The sequence below is a fragment of the Actinacidiphila oryziradicis genome (assembly GCF_005047355.1).
Lineage (GTDB): Bacteria > Actinomycetota > Actinomycetes > Streptomycetales > Streptomycetaceae > Actinacidiphila > Actinacidiphila oryziradicis.
Genome location: NZ_SUMC01000023.1, coordinates 1 through 20,499 on the forward strand (window position 1 = coordinate 1; position 20,499 = coordinate 20,499).

The 20,499-nt window shown below is 69.6% G+C and carries 20 protein-coding genes; 10 read left to right on the top strand and 10 right to left on the bottom strand.

Translation table 11 applies throughout. The annotated features are described in order from the left end of the window. Positions 1-94 precede the first annotated feature (94 nt). Both tnpA and FCI23_RS63835 read left to right on the top strand, forming a co-directional pair. Positions 95-523 carry an IS200/IS605 family transposase gene (gene tnpA, locus FCI23_RS23075; RefSeq protein ID WP_136725846.1) on the top strand — a complete coding sequence of 143 codons (429 nt, stop codon included), beginning with the start codon at positions 95-97 and terminating at the stop codon, positions 521-523. Between the two features lie 106 nt (positions 524-629). Beyond that, positions 630-977 (top strand): alcohol dehydrogenase catalytic domain-containing protein, encoded by a 348-nt coding sequence (locus tag FCI23_RS63835; protein WP_136725847.1) that lies wholly within the window; start codon positions 630-632, stop codon positions 975-977. On the opposite strand, the gene yczR is transcribed toward FCI23_RS63835, so the two are convergent. Further along, on the bottom strand, positions 949-2,436 hold the full coding sequence (yczR, locus tag FCI23_RS23085; RefSeq protein WP_136725848.1) for a MocR-like transcription factor YczR: 1,488 nt from the start codon (positions 2,434-2,436) through the stop codon (positions 949-951). The genes FCI23_RS63835 and yczR overlap by 29 nt on opposite strands. Before the next feature lie 207 nt (positions 2,437-2,643). On the opposite strand from yczR, the gene FCI23_RS23090 reads away from it, so the two are divergent. From FCI23_RS23090 to FCI23_RS56560, 3 genes are all read left to right on the top strand, one after another. Then, complete coding sequence (locus FCI23_RS23090) at positions 2,644-3,414, top strand: glutamate racemase (RefSeq protein WP_136725940.1); 771 nt, start codon at positions 2,644-2,646, stop codon at positions 3,412-3,414. A gap of 521 nt (positions 3,415-3,935) precedes the next feature. Further along, a complete protein-coding gene (locus FCI23_RS23095) occupies positions 3,936-4,247 on the top strand; it encodes a hypothetical protein (protein ID WP_136725849.1) in 312 nt (103 codons plus the stop codon). Between the two features lie 97 nt (positions 4,248-4,344). Further along, positions 4,345-4,515, top strand: coding sequence for a hypothetical protein (locus FCI23_RS56560; RefSeq protein ID WP_169316901.1), 171 nt, complete (start codon positions 4,345-4,347; stop codon positions 4,513-4,515). Positions 4,516-4,643: 128 nt separating this feature from the next. Here the strand turns inward: FCI23_RS56560 and FCI23_RS23100 are convergent, their stop codons facing one another. The 5 genes from FCI23_RS23100 to FCI23_RS59965 all read right to left on the bottom strand — a co-directional run bounded on the left by FCI23_RS23100 (position 4,644) and on the right by FCI23_RS59965 (position 8,880). After that, positions 4,644-5,420: a hypothetical protein gene (locus FCI23_RS23100; protein WP_136725850.1), complete on the bottom strand. Its 777-nt coding sequence runs from the start codon at positions 5,418-5,420 to the stop codon at positions 4,644-4,646. Positions 5,421-6,124: 704 nt separating this feature from the next. Continuing rightward, on the bottom strand, positions 6,125-6,778 hold the full coding sequence (locus FCI23_RS23105; RefSeq protein ID WP_136725851.1) for a phosphatase PAP2 family protein: 654 nt from the start codon (positions 6,776-6,778) through the stop codon (positions 6,125-6,127). A 124-nt stretch (positions 6,779-6,902) separates the two neighbouring features. Further along, the gene (locus FCI23_RS23110; protein ID WP_246143918.1) at positions 6,903-7,352 is read right to left on the bottom strand and encodes a hypothetical protein; all 450 of its coding nucleotides are present in this window, start codon (positions 7,350-7,352) and stop codon (positions 6,903-6,905) included. Further along, positions 7,349-8,341, bottom strand: a complete 993-nt coding sequence (locus FCI23_RS23115) for a metallophosphoesterase family protein (protein ID WP_136725852.1) — start codon at positions 8,339-8,341, stop codon at positions 7,349-7,351. The genes FCI23_RS23110 and FCI23_RS23115 overlap by 4 nt, the downstream gene beginning before the upstream one ends. Next, complete coding sequence (locus FCI23_RS59965) at positions 8,338-8,880, bottom strand: cupredoxin domain-containing protein (protein WP_246143919.1); 543 nt, start codon at positions 8,878-8,880, stop codon at positions 8,338-8,340. Before FCI23_RS59965 ends, FCI23_RS23115 begins: the two co-directional genes overlap by 4 nt. A 754-nt stretch (positions 8,881-9,634) precedes the next feature. On the opposite strand from FCI23_RS59965, the gene FCI23_RS23125 reads away from it, so the two are divergent. The 3 genes from FCI23_RS23125 to FCI23_RS23135 all read left to right on the top strand — a co-directional run bounded on the left by FCI23_RS23125 (position 9,635) and on the right by FCI23_RS23135 (position 12,766). Further along, entirely contained in the window at positions 9,635-10,255 is a 621-nt protein-coding gene (locus FCI23_RS23125) for a sigma-70 family RNA polymerase sigma factor (RefSeq protein ID WP_407646013.1), read from the top strand. Positions 10,256-10,280: 25 nt separating this feature from the next. Further along, the gene (locus tag FCI23_RS23130; RefSeq protein ID WP_136725854.1) at positions 10,281-11,075 is read left to right on the top strand and encodes a zf-HC2 domain-containing protein; all 795 of its coding nucleotides are present in this window, start codon (positions 10,281-10,283) and stop codon (positions 11,073-11,075) included. A 1,259-nt stretch (positions 11,076-12,334) separates the two neighbouring features. Further along, a complete protein-coding gene (locus FCI23_RS23135) occupies positions 12,335-12,766 on the top strand; it encodes an ATP-binding protein (RefSeq protein ID WP_136725855.1) in 432 nt (143 codons plus the stop codon). Between the two features lie 737 nt (positions 12,767-13,503). On the opposite strand, the gene FCI23_RS56565 is transcribed toward FCI23_RS23135, so the two are convergent. Further along, positions 13,504-13,641 (bottom strand): hypothetical protein, encoded by a 138-nt coding sequence (locus FCI23_RS56565; protein WP_169316903.1) that lies wholly within the window; start codon positions 13,639-13,641, stop codon positions 13,504-13,506. Between the two features lie 335 nt (positions 13,642-13,976). On the opposite strand from FCI23_RS56565, the gene FCI23_RS23140 reads away from it, so the two are divergent. Together FCI23_RS23140 and FCI23_RS23145 are read left to right on the top strand one after the other, a co-directional pair. Then, on the top strand, positions 13,977-14,129 hold the full coding sequence (locus tag FCI23_RS23140; protein WP_211265444.1) for a helicase associated domain-containing protein: 153 nt from the start codon (positions 13,977-13,979) through the stop codon (positions 14,127-14,129). A gap of 378 nt (positions 14,130-14,507) precedes the next feature. Then, complete coding sequence (locus FCI23_RS23145; RefSeq protein ID WP_136725856.1) at positions 14,508-15,695, top strand: sulfotransferase family protein; 1,188 nt, start codon at positions 14,508-14,510, stop codon at positions 15,693-15,695. Between the two features lie 56 nt (positions 15,696-15,751). Here FCI23_RS23145 and FCI23_RS56570 read toward each other — a convergent pair whose 3' ends face one another. The 3 genes from FCI23_RS56570 to FCI23_RS23155 form a co-directional block, all read right to left on the bottom strand. After that, positions 15,752-15,892, bottom strand: a complete 141-nt coding sequence (locus tag FCI23_RS56570; protein ID WP_169316904.1) for a hypothetical protein — start codon at positions 15,890-15,892, stop codon at positions 15,752-15,754. 115 nt (positions 15,893-16,007) lie between these two features. Further along, positions 16,008-16,598 (bottom strand): alpha/beta hydrolase family protein, encoded by a 591-nt coding sequence (locus FCI23_RS23150; protein WP_136725857.1) that lies wholly within the window; start codon positions 16,596-16,598, stop codon positions 16,008-16,010. Positions 16,599-17,011: 413 nt separating this feature from the next. Then, positions 17,012-20,338 carry a GH92 family glycosyl hydrolase gene (locus tag FCI23_RS23155; protein WP_136725858.1) on the bottom strand — a complete coding sequence of 1,109 codons (3,327 nt, stop codon included), beginning with the start codon at positions 20,336-20,338 and terminating at the stop codon, positions 17,012-17,014. Positions 20,339-20,499 lie beyond the last annotated feature (161 nt).

A 20,499-nucleotide genomic window follows, 5' to 3' on the forward strand; every position in this document is an offset into this window, starting at 1 on the left:
GTGGGCCTCATGAGGAACTTGTACGCGCGGATCATCAGCCCACCCCCCTTCGGTCGAGTTCGGAGATCACCTTACCATCTGTCAGACTTGGCGGATGTCACCACGCTGGGAGCCGGACCTCGATATTCGCCGAGGAAACCATGTCATCTACCACCTGCACGTGCACTTGGTGTTCGTCACCAAATACCGCCGTGGCGTCTTCGATGACGAGATGCTGACGCGCTGCGAAGCGATCATGCGGGACGTGTGCCAATCCTTCGAGGCCGAGCTTCGCGAGTTCAACGGGGAGGGCGACCGCGTCCACCTGCTCGTGCACTACCCGCCGAAGGTCGCCCTCTCCAAGCTGGTGAACAGTCTCAAGGGCGTCAGCTCCCGGTACCTGCGGGCGGAGTACACCGGCCGGATCAACCCGATCGGCACCGGGTCCGTCCTCTGGTCGCCCTCGTACTTCGCGGGCTCCTGCGGTGGCGCACCGTTGAGCATCGTCAAGGAGTACATCGAGAACCAGAAGCGCCCGGTCTAGCGCTTCGCGCCAGTCGTCGCAGGGAACTCCGCCGCTTCGCGGCTTCGGGCCAAGGATCGCATTCCCGCCCGGCCTGAAGGCCGGGATTCCCTGCGAAGATCAGGGGATGGACACCGCAACGCGCCGGCTCGGACTGGCGGCAGGCCAGGTGCCGTTCGTCCCGCGTGTGGAAGGGGCCGGCCGCGTCAGCGCACTGGGCGAGGGCGTGACAGAGCTCGCCGTCGGCGACCGGGTCGCCTGGGCGTACGCGGCCACCGTGCCGTTTGCGCCGGCCGGCTGTATTGCGGGGAGACCAACTTCGTCCCCGGCCCATCCGTGCGGCAGTGGACCAGATACCCGGCCAAGGCCGCACGACCAGCCGATAGCGCAGAAGCCGGTGGAGAATGGTCACCGGTCCGGACGACTGAGCCGGCGGCGCGGTGTTCTCAGGCGACCCAGTGCGGTCGTCGGGTAGCGGACGAGAGTGGGAGGCCATCGGCGAGCGCTGCGGCCATCCGGTGCACAGCCTCGCGCAGGGTGTCGGGGGGCGTTGTGTAGGGCATGCGGAGGCGCTGTTCGAAGATGCCCGGGTCGGTGGCGAAGTAGGCACCGCCCTCGATCCGCACGCCGTAGTCCAGTGCCCGCTCGGCCAGCGCCGAGGCGATGGGCTCGCCCAGGTCGACCCACAGTGACAGACCGCCGGGTGGCAGCTGCCAGGTCCACTGCGGGATGCGCTCGGACAGAGCGGCGGCCAGGGCCGCACGCTGCACGCGCATCTGTTCCAGGCGTGGCGGCAACAGTTCTGCGGCCCGAGCCAGGAGGGCGAGGGCCAGGAGTTGGTCGAGGACCGAGCCGCCCAAGTCGGTGGCGATCCGCTGGCCGGCGAGTTCGGTCACGAGCCGCGAGGGGGCGCGGAGCCAGCCAATGCGCAGACCACCCCAGTAGGTCTTGCTCATCGAGCCGATGGTGATGACCTGGCCGGTTCCACCGGGCGTGGCATGGGAGGCGAAGGGCGGCGGGGCGGGGACGTCGAGGGCGAGGTCGGCCAGGGTCTCGTCGATGACCAGCCAGGTGCCGGAGCGTTGAGCGGCGCCCAGGACGCGGACGCGGTCTTGCTCGGGCATGAGGCAGCCGGTCGGATTGTGGAAGTCGGGGATCAGACAGGCTAGTTGGGGCACCACCTGGCGCAAGGTCGATTCGACGATCTCGATATCCCAGCCGGTATCGGTCACGGGGACCGACACGGTGCGCAGCCGGGCGCGGCGCATGGCCTCCAGGGCGTTCGGGTAGGACGGATTCTCCACCATGACCCGGTCGCCGGGGCGGCACAGCAGCCCTATGACAAGCGAGAGTGCGTGCTGAGCGCCGGAGGTCACCAGGATCTGTTCGGGCATGGTGGCCAGTCCCCGCTGGGTGAAACGCTCGGCGATGGCGGCGCGCAGTTCCGGAAGGCCGTAAGGGTGGTAGCCGGGAGTGTGCGCGTGCTCGGCCAGCCGAGGGGTGACCTGGACGAGAGCATCGGTTAGCGTCTGCCCTGGCAGTCCGGGGGCGGCCCTGGCCAGGTCGATCGCGGTGTCCTGGGGCCCGAGGAGCCGCGTGATGCCGCTGGGAGTACGGCCCTCGGGCAGGGCCGTCCAGGTACCGGAACCCTGGCGGCTGTGCGCGTAGCCGCTCTCGCGCAGCAGGTCGTACACGGCGGTGATGGTGGCCCTGCTGGTGTTCAGGGCTGCGGCCAGCTCCCTCTCGGCGGGGAGTCTGACGTGCAACGCGATCCGCCCGTCCAGCACCAGCGCGCTGATCGCCTGGGCCAGGTGGCGGTAGGCCGGTCTCCTTCCCACCGGGTCGGGCAGCAAAGCGGCGAGCTGCCGGCCCCCCAGCGTCCGCTCCGCGCGGTCCACCCTGTCCACGGGCCGGAACGGAATCGAGTAGGCCATACCACTCTCCCGGGATTGGCCATGCTATCGAAGCCAATCACTGTACAGACTCGCTGCCAATGGCATTGAGGCATGAGCACACCGGAGGCGACTGGCATGGAGCCGGAGATCACGGATCGCTACGAGCGCGAACTTCACCACGGCGACGAGGAACGCGCCGCAGCGGCACTGGCACCGATATATGGCGACCGGGTGAAGATCGCGCTCATGGACGCCGGAATCGGACTGCTGGCGGCCGCCGCCGCGGTACGCCGTCTGCGCCCGGACGCCGCTCTCGTCCTCTCCTCGGACCCCGACGGCATGCCCTGGGGACCGCGCACCCCGGAGGACGTCACGGCCCGCGCCCTCGCCGCCGCCGAAGCGGCCGCCGCGCACCGCCCGGACGCGCTGATCGTCGCCTGCAACACCGCCTCCGTGCACGCTCTGCCCGCCCTGCGCGCCCGGCTGGAACCGGACCTGCCGGTCATCGGCACGGTCCCGGCGATCAAGCCGGCCGCCGCGGGCGGCGGACCCGTCGCCATTTGGGCGACCCCCGCCACCACCGGCAGCCCCTACCAGCGCGGTCTCATCCGGGAGTTCGCCGACGGCGTGGCCGTCACCGAGGTGCCGTGCCCCGGCCTGGCCGACGCCGTCGAGTACGCGGACGAGGCGGCCGTCGCCCTAGCGGTCGCCGCCGCAGCGGAGCGCACTCCGGACGATGTAAGGGCCATCGTCCTGGGCTGCACCCATTACGAACTCGTCGCGGAGCGCATCCGCGCGGCCGTGCAGCGGCCCGGTCTGCCGCCGCTCGTGCTGCACGGCTCGGCCGGTGCGGTCGCCGCCCAGGCACTGCGCCGGATCGGCGAGCCGCCCGCCCCCGAGGCACCCGCTGAGGGCACCCTGACCGTGATCCTCAGCGGGCGTGAGGCGCCGCTTCCGGCACCGGCGTTGGCGTACGCCGAGGGCCGGCTGCTGCAGGCCGTCAGCCCCGCGCGCTGAACGTCCGCCGTGGCGGGTGAGGTCGATGTCGGCCGGTGGCCCCCCGCTCCGTACCTCGGCGATGATGCGCGCCTGGCGGATCTCTTCGGGAGTCTCGCCGCCGCTGTCCTGCTCGCACCAGGCGACGGGGCAAGCCAGGTAGGTCCCCTCAGCTGCCCCGGTCGGCCCTTGCTGCGACCATGTCCACACCGACAGGCTCCCCACAAATTGGACACGATCACGGCTGGTCAGCACCTCGCCGCGGCCACCGCCCTGCCGAAGGCCATGGCAAGACGGAGCGGCTGCGCCGAACAGCTTCGCGAGTGCGGCCTGCGGCCGTCCGACACCGCGCTGCATGCCATGTCCGCATCTGTGGGCCACACGACCTTAGGGCTATGGCCAGGCGGGCACCAAGCGGCCGAAACTGGACCCAGTGGCCGGCGGACCTGCGGATCGTCCCCTGCCCATCACCTACAGCGCCTCGCCGCTGTGGACCTGCGCCCGATCGCCGAGTACAAGCCCAAGGCCCCGAGGAAGACCACGTGAGCGACACCGCCGAGATCCCGTACGGCCGCTGCGCCCGCTGCAACCGCGTCGTGCCCCTCCGGGACGGCACCTCCGCCCCGCACGACTCCCAGCCGCCGCTGCGCACCTACTGCTACGGCTCCAACGAGGTTTTCGCGGAGGTAGAGCAACCCGACCCCGGCGGGCAGGGCTGTCCACGACACGGGGACTGGTACCTGGAGACGATGCCCTGCACCTGCACCCCCAGGCCTGCGGCCCAAGCCCCGCAGTCGCCTCTCGCTGAGCCGTGGGTACTGATCGGCTCCACCGAGACCGACAGGGCCGCTTGATCTTGTTCAGTGCATGCCCAGCGCCGACTGGCCCGCCTACATGCAGGGCCTCATCGACCGCGGCGCGATCCGCCCCCAGTAGCTGGCCGTGCACGGCATGACGAGCCTCATGCCGGCACTCCAACTCCCCGCGACAGACTGGGACGGCAAGACCGTCGATGCGCCGCCCCTTCATCGGACGCTCGCGAACGCCCGTTACGACCGGATCGTCGGCGAGGCGGCCCGGTGCGCCTGGGCGCGCACACCAGCAAGGGACTGGGCTCGCTGATGCGCGAGCCGGCGCAGGTCAGTACAGGACAGTGGCGTAGGCCAGTGGCGACGGCAGGTGCGCGAGCCGACGCCAGAGCCACCCCCGGCGACGGCTGCTGCGGTCCGCCGGGCTTGCCCGAAGCCGGTTCACGCGAATCTGACGCTGCGCTCCTGCCAGCCGCTGAAACTGCCGTCGGATGCCAACTGGTTGAAGAGGATCCGTGCGTCGGGGGCCCTGGCGAACAGCAGCAGTCCCTCTCCCTGCCGGGTGGCCGATGGTGCGGCGTCAACGGTGAGTTCTCCCGGTATCTCCTGCCAGCCGCTGAACGACCGATCGGGCGCGACCCGGTTGACGAGGATCCGGCCCTCGGGCGAGGTCGCGAACACCACCGCCTCGTCGCCCAGCGTGGCCGCCGCCGGTGCGGTCCGGGTGAGCAGGCCACCAGGGACCTCCTGCCAGCCGGTGAAGCCGCCGTCGGCCGCCACCTCGTTGAAGACGATCCGGCGGTCCTCCGCCACGGCGAAGACGAAGAGGACCTCCCCGGCCTCCGCAGCCGTCGGCGGGGAGCTGCTCACCAGTGAGAAGGTCTCGACCATCGACACGGACGGCACGGTGCTGGGCAGCGGCCTGACGGCGATGATGTCCCAGTCCCCGAGTGTCAGCGCCTGGACGTCGAACACCACCTCCACGCCGTGCCCCCCGTCGGTCCGCACAAGCTCCTCCTTGCGCAAGGCGATGGCCTCGGCGATGGATGACGCGGCCTCGGTCATGGTCGGGCCAGCGGCCGGCACGATCACGGCGGCTTTGACGACCTTCTCCTGGATCACCGGGACCGGCTCAGCCGCGTCCTTGATCTGCTCCACGTCCGAGTGGGAGAAGTCGACGGCGATTCCGGGATCTTTCGTCGCTCTGATCTGGGCCATGGGAACCCCCGATAGGGAGTCGATGGAGCCATATGTCGATATGGCATCGAAGGCCAGTCCTACCGGACTGGCGTGGTACCGGGCCTGCCTCCGGGGCCGTTCCTCGCGGGCCCCAGGGAAGGCAGGACGCTCGGCTGTTGCAGCCCGGGGGCGTCGTCGTGCCCGCCCGGGCTCCGTGGCTGCGGGTAAGCCCGAGGCATCCCCGGGCCGTCCCCGACCTCGGGCCTGCCCGTCGGCTGTTCTCTGCCCCTCACGGAGGGTGATGACGGTGGTTCGCCTTGTGCTTGCGCCGCATGCGCCTCTTACGTGTGCGTTTGGACATCGGTACTACCCTCCGTCCCGCCGTACCGGCTGGGAAGCCGGGCCCGGGTCGGGCCCGATCTACACCCCTTGTACCCGGGAGTCGCCCGCTGTCACCCCGTGGCGTGCCCCTTGTGCCTGACCGGCCAGGGTCTGGGAGCACTGAGCCATGTCTCCCCGGTCATCTGACTCGTTAGCTCTACCTCGGATCCGGCCCGGCTGGACCTGCGCAGTCGCCAGACAGTGGCATGGAAGGCGGTGGCGATCCGCGTGTGGGCGGCGGGTGGGGGGAGAGCCGCTGACGATGTTGCCCCGACTCGGTCCGGATGCGCCAGGCGTTTGCGCGTGCCGTCGGTGCCCGCCGGAGGCGAACTACATAGCGGTAGTACCTCGCACCCGCACATTCAGTGAGCGCCGGGATAGGACGGGTCCGGGGGAGTCGCCAGGAGGGGCGTCCAGTGGGGATCGCCGACGATGCGCGGGTTGTAGTGCGCACCACCGAGCCGGATGGCCGTGACGGGCCGCCACTGACGGTAGTGGTATTTGGCCTCGTACAGCGCGATCGCGGTGTCGGCGAGGGAGAGGTCGAGGTCGGCGAAGACCTTCACCGTCTTTCCCAGGCTTGCGTTCTGGGAGGTGACCAGGCCCTGCGCGACCTGGTTCCAGACGTTCCAGACGGGGGGCCGCGTACCAGAACTTCGCGGCCGCGCTCTGATCGGAAGCGCGGATGGTACTGGTGTTTGCCCCAACCTCTCGACCTCGTTCAGGGCGGTGGCGTAGGCGGGGCTGCTGACCGGCGGGGGCGCCGGCGGGCGGAACTGCTGTCCGCTTGCCAGGGTGAACGGCGTGACCGAGCCCCAGCGGGTGAACACCGGCGGCGGAAAGCGGGGCGGGGCGGGCCGGTAGTCGCCCGGTTGGGTGCCTGGGACGAACGGCCGGGGCTCGGCCGGGGATCTGTGAGCGGACCGCAGGGCGGTCAGCCGCCGGGCGACGGCGGCTCCCGCTGCGGCCGTCCTGCTTGCCCTGTCCGTCGGGCGATACGCGCAGGGAGGCGGCATGGCTCCGCGAGAGCCGAGGTGATGCGCGACGCGGTCTGTGGTCAGGCGGGCCCGCGGGCGGACGCCGGCCGGTGCGGTCGGGGACGTGCGCCGAAGGGACGGTCGTGGGCGGGATCCTGATCGGTCAGTGCCCCGTGATGGTGCCGGGCCGCAGCCGGCGGGGGGCGTCCTTCTGCGGCCGGGCATGGCGGCGTTGTCGGATCGCGGCTGCCTGCCAGACCACAACGAGCAGCAGGGTGCCGGTCTCGGCCACCATGCTGAGCAGGGCCTGTGGGGCCGGCTGCAGACCGTGTTCGGTAAACCCGAACACGCCGACGGTGCGTGAGGCGGTGAATCCGGCGAGCGCGCCGAGCGCCACGCCGGCGGCAGCGGCCCTCAGCAGCAGCGGTGCGGCGATCAGGATCAGGACGGCGACCGCGAAGGAGGCGCTTGCCTGGAGCAGGAACAGCGCGCCGACGACGTGGACGAAGCGGTACTCATCGAGGTAGAGCCGGGCGTGGATGTACCCGCTTGCGGCGAGCGTGACGGCGATCGCCAGACGCAGCGCCGGGGCGAGAGCCCTGTGAGTGTTCATGCCAGCCTCTCATCCTTGACCGCCAGCGCCCGGGTGCCCCGCCGGTAGCCGACGGTGCGGATGCCGAGTGCGCCCTTGAGCTGCCTGGCGGGCACGACCTGCGGGGTCGGGGCAGGGCCATGACCTGGTTTGGGCAGTGGGTAGGCGGTGGGAGCGGCGGAGTGGAAGGTGATGTTGCCCTCGGTCTTGGTGAACAACTGGTGGACGTGCCCGTTGAGGCAGGTGACCGAGGAGAAGCGGCGCAGGAGCGCGAGGACCTGCAGAGCGTCATCCGTGCTCCAGCCCCACTTCGGATACATGGCGAACAGCGGGATGTGGCTGAACACCACGACGGGGGTGTCGGACGACAGTCCCGCGACGTCCTTGCGGACGAATTCGATCTGTTCCTTGCCCAGGTGTCCGAGCCTCTCCAGGCTCAGGGTGTTGACCAGTGCGATGAAATGCACGCCGTGGGTGTCGAAGCTGTACCAGCCGTCGCCCAGCGTGCCCTCGCCGAACGTCCGCCGGTAGGCGCGGCCGACGTCGCCGATGGAGTCGTGCTCGCCGGGCACGGTGAACACCCGGTCCGTGCGCAGGCCGGTCATCATCTGCCTGACCTGGTCGAACTGGCCCGCCGTGGACAGGTGGGTCAGGTCACCGCTGTGCATGACGAAGTCGGGCCTGAATCCTAGGGAGTTGACCTGGTTGATCGCCTCGGTGAACGACCCGGCCACATCCATGTTCGCCGGACCCTGGAAGCCGATGTGGCTGTCGGAGACCTGCACGAACCGCAGCGCGCCGCTGCCTTCCGCGGCTGCCGCCCCGAAAGCGGCGTTGCGGTTGTCGGCGACATGGCTGATCACCTCTCCCCCGGCCACGGTCAGGACCACGGCCCCGCCGAACCATCCTGCGTGCCTGATGAGTTGACGCCTGGTCATCCCGTGTTCGTCGGTCGCCTGCTCGAAGTCGGCGCCCGGTGCCTCGTCGCGCCCGTCGGGGTGGTCGGTCATCGGGACACCTCCACGGTCGCGGTCATGAACGGATGGATGGTGCAGAGGTAGGCGTAGGTGCCGGGCTTGGTGAACGTGTAGCGGTAGGTGGCGCGGGTGGCCAGCGCGGCGGACTTCAAGGGCCCTCCCGATCCGGTGCTGGTGACGGTGTGGGCATCGGTGTCCTGATTGGTCCAGGTCACCGTCGTGCCCGCCTTGACCTTCAGCACGGCCGGAGAGAACGCGAAGTTCTTGATCGCCACGGCGTCCCCGGCCACCGGCGCGGTCGGCGCACGGGTGGCCGGAGGACTCATGGGCATGCTCATGCTGGGCATCGCCGAGGCGCCCGGGGCGGAGCTCGCCGCACCCCCCGCCCCAGCGGCGCCGGGCGTTCCGGCCAGGCTCTGGCCCGGAGCGGGCGTGATGGCGCCGGCCCCCGTAGCGGCGGGATGCGACGATCCGTCGCACGCGCTCAGGAGCCCCAGCGTGCCGGCGGCGGCGACGGCGAGGCCTGCCACGAGGCGCGACCGCCGGGCCGTCGGACGAAAATGCAGGTACATAGTTCTCGTTCCTTACTGATCAGGTTGCGATTGCGACATGTGCCGACCGGTCAGGGGCGGCTGGAGTGACGCACGGTGGACCTTTTTCGGCCGCCGGCACCTCACCGGGACCCGCCCACGGACCAGAGGTGTTGCCGGCGCCCGGGCCGCTCGTGTGGACGCGTCCCAACGACGCCCGCAAGGACCGCTGCTTCCTCCGGGTGGAGCATCTTGGTCATCTCAGCTCGCTCCCTGCGGGGTGGGTGGGAAGAGGTGGATCCGGTGAATACCAGCGCTTGTCCAGTTCCACGGGTGATGGGCACCGGACGGTTCGGTAGATCCGCACCTTTTGTGAAATTTCTTGCCAGGTGCGCCAATCACCCGGACCCGCCCCTTTCCGGCCCGCGGCGGCACGACCCCGCCGATGACGCGGCGGCGGGTCCGGGACCACACCCGCCACCGGGGCCGCCTTGCTCCCGGGAACCGCTCACAGAGCCCCGCCACGGGCCAGACAGCCCACCCCCGCGCCCGGCATCACCGGCCACCGCAGACCACAGCCATCCCCACGGGCCGTCCGCACCGCAACCCCCGCCCGAGCCGGTGACGTGGCCTACAGGAACGGAGCCGAGGGCAGTGGCGTACGCCGGCCGCCGGCCGTGCCGCGACCTCCCCGGGGACCGCCGCCAGGGCAACGATGGGGCCGCCTTCTTCGCACGTCCGGATCTACGGCGCGTAGCCAGCGACATACGGTAGGTAATGCGACAAAACAATAAAAATGCGGGATGATCGCCCTATGCCATGGAGTTTCCGTAAACGCGGTCCATTGGCTGAGCCGGATCGCTCCGGGCGCCGTGTCTCTGATAAAGAGACTGTTTCGAGTGCAGACGAGGAACTGCTCCGCACGCTCTACGCCGAGCACGCCGGGCCCCTGTTCCACTACGCGCTGCGATTGACCTCAGGAGACCGGCAATGGGCCGAGGACATCGTGCAGGAGACACTGCTACGGGCGTGGCAGCACCCCGCCGCGTTCGAGCCCGCACGCGGTCCGGCCCGGGCTTGGCTGTGTACGGTGGCCCGGCATCTGGTCGTCGACGCCCGCCGGGCCCGGCGGGCCCGGCCGGCCGAGGCCGATGGGGAGGCCCTGGAGCAGATCGCCGAGCGGACGCCCGGCGAGGACGAGATCGAACAGGCGCTGCAGAGCTGGGCGGTGGCCGATGCCATCCGGACACTGTCCCAGGACCACCGCGTCGTGCTGCTGGAGACGTACTACCGGGGCCGGACGATGGCCGAGGCCGCGAAAGTGCTCGGCATCCCGCTGGGCACCGTGAAGTCGCGGACGTACTACGCCCTGCAGGCGCTGCGGCTGGCGCTCCAGGAACGGGGCATCGAGCCGTGACGGCGGCACAGAGGAGGTGCAGACCATGACCGCGGACCGTGAGATCATCCGGCTGTCACTGGGCGGATACGTCCTGGGGACGCTGTCCCCGGCGGAGGCGGAGCACATACGCGCCCACCTCGCGGAATGCGCCCGGTGCCGGGCGGAGTACGCCGAACTGGCAGGACTGCCCGCGCTGCTCGCGACTATCACCGAGGCCGAAGCCGCCGGCCGGGCCGCGCCCGCACCCAGCGAGGACCTGGCCGACCGACTCGTGCAACGGGCCGCGGAAAGCGGGCAACCCAGCCCGCAGCCACCCTCGCGGCCCACTGTGCCGGCTGCGGCGCGGGTACCCCAGGAGGGTCTGCTCGACCGGCTGCTCCAACAGGCCGGGGCCCGACGCCGTACGGCCTGGCGGCGGCAATTGGCCGGCGCCGCCGCCACCCTGACGCTCATGGCCGCAGCGGCCGGCGGCACGTGGCTGGCGGCCAGCGGGTCGGTGGGCAGTCAAGCGGCACGGCCCGGACCGACCTCTCCGGCCCCGGTCCGCACCTTCTCCGGACGCGACCCCACGACCGGTGTCTCCGTCTCGGTGAAGGTCTCGCCCGCCGCCTGGGGCAGCGTCCTGCAGGTCTCGGCCAAGGGGGCGCCCGCCGGAATCACCTGCACCCTGCAAGTGGTCGGGCTGGACGGGGTCAAGGCGGTCGGCGCTAGCTGGCGGGCCGGCGAGTACCCCGGCGGTACCACGATCCCCGGAGCGGTCCCCATGCCCCCCGGGGCCATCGGGCACTTCGACATCTTCGCCGGCAACGGCCAGAAGCTGATCACGATCCCGGCGTGAGGCGGGTGGCGCCCGCCCACGGTGTTCGGACGGGTTCATGCCACCCACCCGGCCAGTGGCCGCCGCGCGGGAGCGGACGGCCGATCAGATGCTCGGCCGCGGAGTCCACGGCTGTGTCCCGGCACCGGCACCGGGCCGGGACGGAGCGTCACCCGAACCACCCGCACGGCATGGCCGCCCGGCAGTGGGGGCAGGCCGCCGTCCCCCGCGCTCGCAAAGCCCCCGGAGGGATGGGGCCTTGCGAGCCGTTGTCACGACCCCGCCCTGCCGGCCTCCGGCAGGGCGGGGTCGCAGCGGTCACGGTCGACAGGGACGATCCTCGTACCGGGCTTGACGCATGCCCTGGGCCTGCCCACCGGGGTCCGCGTCGTCCTCCCCAGACCACCGGTCACGACTGCGCGAGCATCGTGATCGGACGGCGCGCCCACGGACATTCGGCCCGGCGTCGGACGCCACCGCCCCCGCACCACCAGAGCGATGGTGCCGGGCATCGGAGCGCCCAGGCCAGACCGGACACCCTCGGGCGCGAGGAAACCCGCCCACCTCGGACCGGACCACCCGCACGACGGGTGCCACCACCAGGTACGCGAACACGGGCAACCAGCGCACCCAACACCGTTCGGGACGCGCGCACCGAGCCAGGACACACTCCCGCTCAGTGCTGAGGAACGGTTCCTTGGCCTACGTCCACCGCGGTGACCGGGGCGCGTGGGCGCACAGCCGCGGAAACCCCTCTCCTGGCAACGCGGCGCCGCACGCCCAGGAGGTGGGTCCGGCCAATCTGCACATCTTTGAAGAAATCGAGCAAACGGCGCGAATATACCGAACCGCACGGCGTCCGCCACCCGTGGAACTGGATAAGCGCTGGTATTCACCAGATCACCCTCCCTCTCCTCCCACCTCGCAAGGAGTCAACCGAGATGACCGAGATACCCCACCCGCAGGAAACACCCGTGGCGCTCGCGATGCCCGCCTCAACGCCACATGCCGAAGCCTCGACTCCCCGCCCACACGTGCGCCGAGCGAACTACCGCGGCCCATCGGCGGCACCCGTCTCCAGACCGCCCACCGCGTGGGCATCACCAGCTATACGGCGAACACCTACCTGCGCCGTATCCGGTCCACGTTCGGCATCGGCAACAACGCCGGGCTAACCCGGCTCGCCATCAGCCTCGGGCTGTGGCACCCCGGCCGCGCCCCCCGCGTTCTTCTGCGGCCCTCCCCCCGCCTCCGCACCTCCACAGAAGAGCAACAAGACCATGTTTGTAACCGACTCAACCATCGCGAGCTCACTGCTCCCGCGGCCCTGCCGCCACCAGGCACTGCTCACCCTGCCCGCGCAGGAGACACATGTCTCCGCCGCCCGCCACTTCACGGCCGACCTGCTGGAGTGCTGGAGTGTTCCCGAGAACGAGCGGGATTCCGCCGTCCTCATCGTCGACGAACTCACGGCCAACGCCGCCCGGTACGGCCACGAGTGCATGACCCTGCTGCTGGCCCTCGACCGCCACACCCTCCACATCGTGGTCAGCGACTCCGGAACTGCCCTGGAACACCCCCACGATGCCGTCGCCCCGGACGAACACGGCCGCGGCACCGGCATCGTGGAGTACCTCGCGCAATCGACCGAGGTCCACCAGACTCCCGGCGGCCGCGAAGTCCGCGCCTGCCTTCAGTGCCCGGCAGCATGACCGAACCCGGTGAGGCCCCGGTTGCCGGGCGGGGGCTTCACCCGCATGCCGACCCGCGACGGCCGGCACATCCCGGCTTCCTCCGCCCCTGTAGGGCAAGGCCATGGGGTCTGCCAGAAATGAGGCTCCACCCAGGATTCCGGTGGATCCACCACCGGCACGGCATTACTCAGTCCCGGGATGCCTTTGCCCTCAGCTTTCGGCAAGAGTGGGCGTGGAGCCAATTTCTTCGGCCGCCCAGATCACCTCGTCCGGTCTCGGTCAGGCGTCCCCACAGTCTGGGACCTGAGGCGGGAGTGGACCGCGAGGTGGTGAAGAGGCGCCCGGAGGTGGCATGTGCGGTGGAGGCCGTCTCATCCACGCAGCCGTCGCGCTGAGGGCGGTCCTTGAGACGACCTCGTGGTGCGCAGCCGCCTCTGCCGCACTGCACGGGTCTGCGGAGGCGATCACGTTTGCGCCGCGGTCGGCTCCGGCTTCAAGCGGAGAAGGTCCTCGCTGTTCAGGAAGAGAGGGCCGCGTGATCGCACTGCCCATCGATGACGCTGATGCCGCGCCGCCCAAGCCAGTGCCAGCCCCGGCCGTGTGCCCCACCGGGGCGTAGCCCACACGCCCAGGGGCAATGCGCCGCCGCCCCTCGTGATGCCGCGCACGACTGGGCAGAGTCACGGAGCTGGCTCGCAGCGTCCAAGCAGGCTCACCGGACGGACCGGCCTACGTCAGCCGGTGGACGGTCTTTGTCACTCCGCCTCTCCGTCCTCCACCGGGTACGTCTTGGTCCATGTGGCCCCGCATTTGCAGCGGGACTGCTCGACCAGCTGCCCTTCCTCCGACACGCCCATGCCTTGGCTGAGGCGGACGTGAACATGTTCACCCATGAGGAGCCGCTTTCCATAGTCGATAAATCGATCCTCAACGTATGTCGGCAGTGGGTCAATGACCCGCGTCACAACGCCCACCCTGACCCGCGCGTCGCACGGCATCCCGGTCCGGTGCGCGCGGGGATGCGCACGGGGCGCGCTCGGTGGGCACGCTGATCAGGGAGGGTCCAAGCCGCACGAGTTCCTGGCCCGGCTCACCGCGCGCCTCGAAGCGGACGGCGCGGCCGTAATTGGTAGCGCCCGCGACGCGGGAATCGCCCGAAGCTGGATCAGCTGGATCAGCTGGAGGAAAACCGGCTGCTGCTGCGGTTCGCGCCCCGCGAGATCCCGTGATGGTCGCGGAATGGGTTTCCTTCAACCTGATCGGCACCGAAGGGCAGGACTGGGCACGCGGCTACGCCGCGGCACGCAAGTACGCCCAACGCGAGGGGCACCTTCGAGTGCCGTTCGATCACAAGGAAGGCCCGGCGAGGGACACGGTATAGCCGCTGGGGCACTGGATCAGCAAACAGCGCAAGGCCTCGGGGCGGGCGCCATGGACGGCGCCCGCGGACCAGGCCGGGGTCCAGCTTCTCTCCTGTGCGGCGCCTGCGTCACCGCGGTGCGATACAGCGCCAGCGTCCTGCCCGTGCCCACGAGAAGCACGGCGAGCGTTCCGGTGAGGAGCCTGCCGGGGCGGCGGGCTCGGTCTGATCATCATGGCCTCGCCCGTCAGGAACGGTTGTGTTCCCGGGTTGCCGCCGGGCGCGGGAAGGTTGCCGGGTCGGCAAGGTGGGCAGCCTTGGCCAACTCTTCGGCACAGCAAGCCAGTTCGATGAGATACGTTGCCCCATCCGCCCCGCCTCCGAAAGGAACTTGCCCCCGTGTCCTCCACCCCCCTCGCCCTCACCCTGGCCAATCTGCTGCTCCGGCCGGGCTTCGGCTCCCGTCGCATCCCTGACCGGACCTTCGACCGGCTCGTCGCCACGTCCGGGCAGGCAGACGGGGACCAGCGGTTCGTCGATGACTTCCGGTTCCTGCTGCGCCACTGGGCGGGGGACGAGAACCTCACTCCGGTCGGCTGGCTGTCCGCGCGGGGTCACGTCCGCAGGCATCTCACCAACCGGGCCCGGATCCGGCGGCTGATCGCCGAGCACCCCGCGATCGAGCGGGAGCCCGTCGAGAAGCCTGTGTTCGTGGTGGGCCTGCCGCGCACGGCCACCACGCTCACCCACGGCGTGCTGTCCCTCTCGGACGAGCACCGATGTCCCCTGCTGTGGGAGCTGCTCACACCCGACCTGGACTTACCGCCTGAGCAGCGGCAGAAGGCAATCACCGCCGCGCGTCGGATGGTCGGCGGAATCAATCTGTTCGCCCCGGGCTTCCGCGACGTCCACCCGCTGCGCGCCGAGGGCCCCGATGAGTGCACCTTCGCCCTTCCGCACACCGTTATGCCGCTGTCCCAGGCCCGCATGCCCGAGTACCAGGCCCGGCACTACGAACGGGATTTCGTCCCCGACTACCGCCACCTCAAGCAGGTTTTCCAGGTGCTCCAGTACGGCCGTCCCCGCCGCCGCTGGGTGCTGAAGTCCCCCATGCACATCGAGAACCTCGACGCGCTGCGCACCGTCTTCCCCGACGCCACGAGCGTGTGGACCCACCGCGACCCGGTCGCCGTCGTGCCGTCGTTCTGCAGCCTGGTCGAGCACGGCATGGCCATCACCGTCCGCCCCCTGGACCTGCACGGCATCGGCGCCACCTGGCTCGAACTGCTGAGCCGCTCCATGGCGCGGGGCCTCGCGGCCCGTGCCGCGATCCCCCGGGAGGCGCTGGTGGACGTCCCGTACTCCTGGCTCGGGTCCAATCCGGCCACGGGCGCCCCGAAGCTCTACGAGTCCATCGGCGCCCGGTGGACCGACGCCGACGCCGCCCGGCTCCCCGAGGTCGCCGCCCGCCCCAAGGACACCCGCCCCCACAGCTACGATCTGTCCCGCTACGGTCTGACCCGCGCCGACGTCGAGTCGGCCTTCGCCGACTACAACGCCCTGCGGGCCGAGGTCGACCGGGCCTGACGGCACGGGCCGGCCCTGCTGGATCGCGGAGCCGGCCCGGTCACCCGGCCGGCCGGTCAGAAGCCCTCAGGGAGGCAGTGCACGGCTTCCAGGGAGAGAACTGGGTGGCGGAGCAGGAACAGCGCCTCGCTGATCTTCGGGGACTTGCGGCGCCAGGGCGGCAGGATCACCTTCAGCGCGACGGCCAACGTCCGCATGGCGCCCTCGCGGACGTTCAGGCGACGGCGTACCTGAACCTGTTGCGGATCATTTTCTGCAGTGCTTCTCGGTCGGGTGGAACAACGCTGACGGCCGGTTTCCTCTGAAGGATCTTCATCCGGCCATGCGGCCGAGGAAGAGGGCCACATTGTTGCGGATGAACGGTGTGCCGGGAATTACATGACCGCCGGAATGCTCAAGGACGACGGGAGAGGTGAAGTGATCGGAGAGGTCGCGGGAATCTTCGATCGGCACAATCGAATCGGAGCGACCCATGATGTGGAGAGACGGGAGCGTATAGCTGTCCAGGGATGCGTAGAGATTGGCGTGCTTGGAAGAGTCGCTGCGGAATCCGCCGACCATCATCGCGAATTCAAAACTGAGAGGTTTCCGGCCGCCCGCCTGCCCGTCCGAGCCGCGCATCCCTACCAGCAGCGAGACGAGGGCGGCCCCCTGACTGAATCCGAAGACCCCGTCGAAGTGCCGTTGTTGGGCGAACAGGTCGGCCATCCAGTCCCGGGTGCGCTCCCAGCCGCGGAATTCATGGTGCCACCATCCGAAATCACCCGTGGACAGTGACGGGGCATCCACGTAGACGAATTCAACGGTCTCCTCCAGATCTTCGGCGAGCGGTTTCATCTGCTCGCGCAGGATGGGACCACTCCCGTGATAGCCGTGGAGGCACAGCACCCGGATACGACTCATACGAACTCCCCATTCTTATGCGGTGAGTACGGTGACCAGCCGCCCGTTCAGGCCGTTTTTCCCTTACGGATAGCGGTACGCCCGCGAGTGGGAATCCGGATGTGCCGGTCGACTGGGCATAAGCTTGCCCTCAGTTCCGGCATATGTCCAACAAATAGATATTCTCGCAGCGATAAGCTGAGCGCATGCGTGTCGCCCTGCATCGGCTCGAATACTTCGTCGCGGTGGTCGACGAGGGGGTCCTTCACTGCCGCGGCCCAACTGCTCCATGTCGCCCAGGCCCGGATGGCCTGGCGGCCGTGGCAGTGGAGTCCCTCTTCGGCTACCGGGGCGTCGACGGCGCGCGGCGTTCGCGCGATCCGGGCTTCCAGGTCGCGCGAACCCCACTGGGTGTGCCCCCGCCATGCCTACGGTCAGGCCGTCGCCATCGCGAAGACGTGGATCGTCCCGCCGCTCACCGTATCCGGCAGCGTGACGCTCTGAAGCTGCTCGCCGGATGCCAACACGATGGGCGCCGTGGAGAAGAGGTCTGTTTCCACAGTCTGGGTGCCGCCGCCGGAGACGTCGCGATGGTCGGTGCGTACGACGACCGAGTTGCCGTACGAGGGTTGCCGGCTGCCACCGCCGAGGGTCCAGTCGCTGAAGCCGATCTGCTCCTCCTGAGTCGTTCCGTCGGTGTACGTGAGTGTCACGGTGCCGCTGGCGGCGCCGTTACTGGCGCTGCCCAGCAGGCTCAGCCTCGAGGCGCCCGCAGGGGCCGCCGGGGCGTCGAGCACCTGTCCGCCCCCGCCGACCGCGATGTTGTCCGGGTCACCGGCGTTGACCTTCGGCCAGGTGAAACGGAAGTCCCCGGACGACACCGTGCTCCCGGAAGTGACCCCGGCGGCCGCGAGCGCCTTGGCCGAGTAGCTGTAGCCGCCTCCGTCGAAGTTGGCCGCCGGACTGTCGTCGTCGGACGAGACGCCGTTGTTGTTGAGATACCACAGCATGCTGCCCGGCGTTCCGATCGTGACGGCGACGGCTGTCTTCGGCAGCGCCGTGCCGTCCGGCAAGGTCAGCGTCAGCGGAATGGAGTAGAAGCCCGGTTCCGCCCCGGCGGCAGCCGACACCGACAGTTTGTCGGTGCCCGTACCGCTCGCCGGCACGGTGAAGTCGCCGTCGGAGGGAGTCACCGTGACGCCGTCCAGCGGTGCGGCCGTCCAGTGGACCGTGGTTCCCGCGGCCCGCAGGGAGCGTACGGTGACGGTCGCGTCCTGGGCCTCTCCCCCGGGCTGGACCTTGACCCGGCCCGGATCGGTGCTGGTGAAGAACGGTTCCTCCCCCTGGCGGAAGGAGGGCGGGGCGTCGGCGGGAGCGCTGCCCCAGGTGGTGTTGGGGCTGCTGCCCAGGAAGTAGTCGAGCGTGCCACCCTTGGCGACGAAGGACTCCGGAAGCCACGCCCGGTCGCTGGCGCTGCCGTTCACCTTGAGCGACTGCACATAATAGGTGTCGGCAGAGGCGCCGGGGGCCTTGATGGTGATGCTCTGCCCGCTGGCCCGGTGCACAGTGATCTGCGGGAACAGCGGGCTCGCCAGAGCCAGTTCGGCCCGGCCGGGCACCTCCGGATACATGCCCATCGCCGCCCAGACGTACCAGGACGACATCGCGCCCAGGTCGTCATTGCCGACCTCGCCCTCGGGGACGGCGGAGTAGAGGGTGTTGACCGCCCTGTGTACGACGTCCTGGGCGCGATAGGGAGCACCCACGTAGTCGTACTCCCACGGGGTTTCCAGCGAGGGCTCGTTGCCGAGGAAGGCGTACGGATTGTGCGGGCCGCCGTTGAGGTCGGTGAAGAAAGTGTTGAGCCGGTCGAGGGCCTTGGCGTTGCCGCCTATCGCATCGAACAGCCCCGCGAGGTCGTACGGCACCATCCAGCTGTACTGCGCGCCGTTGCCCTCCACATACAGGCTGGAGTCCGCCGGGTCGAAGGGGTAGACGAAGGAACCGTCGCCGTTGCGCGGCTGGATCCACGAGTTGACCGGGTTGAACAGCTTCTGCCAGTTCTGGGCCCGACCCATGAACGTGGCCCGCGTGGAGGTGTCGTCGAGCCGTCCGGCCAGTGCCGCGATGCCGAAGTCCGCGCTGGTGTACTCCAGCGTGGTCGAGACGTCATCGGGCAGGTAGCCGATCGTCTGGTAGTCCGTCAGCCCGGGACGTTCGACATAGCGGGCCTTGGAGGACTGGACGGTGGTCGCGCCCTTGACCATCGAGGCGAGCGCGTTGCCGGCGTCGAATCCGGTGGCGCCGAAGGCGTACATGGTGGCGAGGATCGAGTGGTAGGGGTCGCCGTTCATGACGCCCTCGAAGTCGTTGTTCACCGACCAGCGGTCCCACACATCACCCGCCTGGTGTGCCTGGTTGTACATCGACTGAGCGATATCACCCGCCTCGTCCGGTGCCAGGAGGGCCAGCAGTTGCGCCTCGGAGCGGTAGATGTCCCATCCGGAGAAGTTGGCGTACTGCGCGTGTCCCCTCGCCGCCTTGTGGATCTGCCCGTCGAAGCCGATGTACTCGCCATTCACGTCGCTGAAGACATTCGGCTGGAGCAGCGAGTGGTACAGCGCGGTGTAGAAGGTCGTGCGCTGTGCGGTGGTGCCGCCGCCGACCTGGATCTGGTTCAGCCGCTGGTTCCAGGCTGCGCGGGCGCTTTTGACAACGTTATCGAACGATGAGTGGCCCTGCTCTGCCGAGGCGTTCGCGGCGGCGTTGGCAATGCTCACGTAACTGAGCCCGACCTTCACGCCCACGGCGGCCTGTTTCGCCGTGGGCGTGAAGGTGACGTACGCTCCGGAGCCGGGCCCCGAGACGCTGACCGACGGGTGGGTCGCCCGTGCCGACTTCGTCCCGGACACCGCCGAGGTGGTGGCGCTCGTGGACTTGGCCTGTGCCCGGGTGTCCACCTTGGCGCGGGCTCCGCCGCGCACACTCTGGTCGCCCGGCGTGACGATGTCGTTGTGCCAGGTGCCGACGGAAGCGAAGGGCTGGTCAAAGGTGGCTGAGAAGTACAACCTGTAAAGGTTGTCGCCGCCGCAGAAGTGGCCGCTGGCCACGTAGCCGGTGATGGTGCGGTCGCCGGTAATCGTCGCCTGCGCGTCCGAGGCGCCGCCGATCGAGCCGGAGACGTTCACCAACAGGGAGGCGGTACTGGCCGCCGGAAAGGTGAAGCGCCCGGCGCCGGAACGCTGGGTGGCCGTCAGTTCGACCTTGTTGCCGGAGGCCAGCTTCACGCCGTAGTAGCCGGCGGTGGCCGATTCGTCATTGTGGGAGAAGCTGTCCAGGTAGCGCGCCGGATCGCTGGCGGGCGAGGTGGTCACCGCTCCGGCATAGGGCATGAACGGCAGGTCCTCGTCACCGTCGCAGCCGGCGCCGGACAGATGGGTCAGACTGAAGCCTCTGATCTGGCTGTCGTCGTAGTAGTAGCCGCCGGGCTGGTCGCGTTTGGTGTCCGGGCTCCACTGCACCATGCCGAACGGCACGTCAGCGCCGGGGAAGGTGTTGCCCGCCCCGCCGCCGGTCCCGAAGTCGGGGCCGCCGGGCTTCGTACCGACGAACGGGTTGACGTACTGGGCGAGGTCCTGCGAACCGCCGCCGTCGGCCCTGGCAGATGCCTGAACGGGTCCGGCCGCGGCCAGCGTACTGACAGCCACGACAGCCGCTGACAGGAGTAGTCGGACGCGTCTGCCGGATCGGAGTGCCGCCATGCGTGCCTCCTTGTGTGTTGTGGGGATCACCGGAGGCAGACGTCACGCAACCCCCGGCGCCCGAGAGTTTGGATGTACATGACAGACGGCGTCAACGGTGCCACTGGGAACAGAGGGGCGAAAAGGACGGCCGCGATCACATTCAGGCCACACCGTCAACC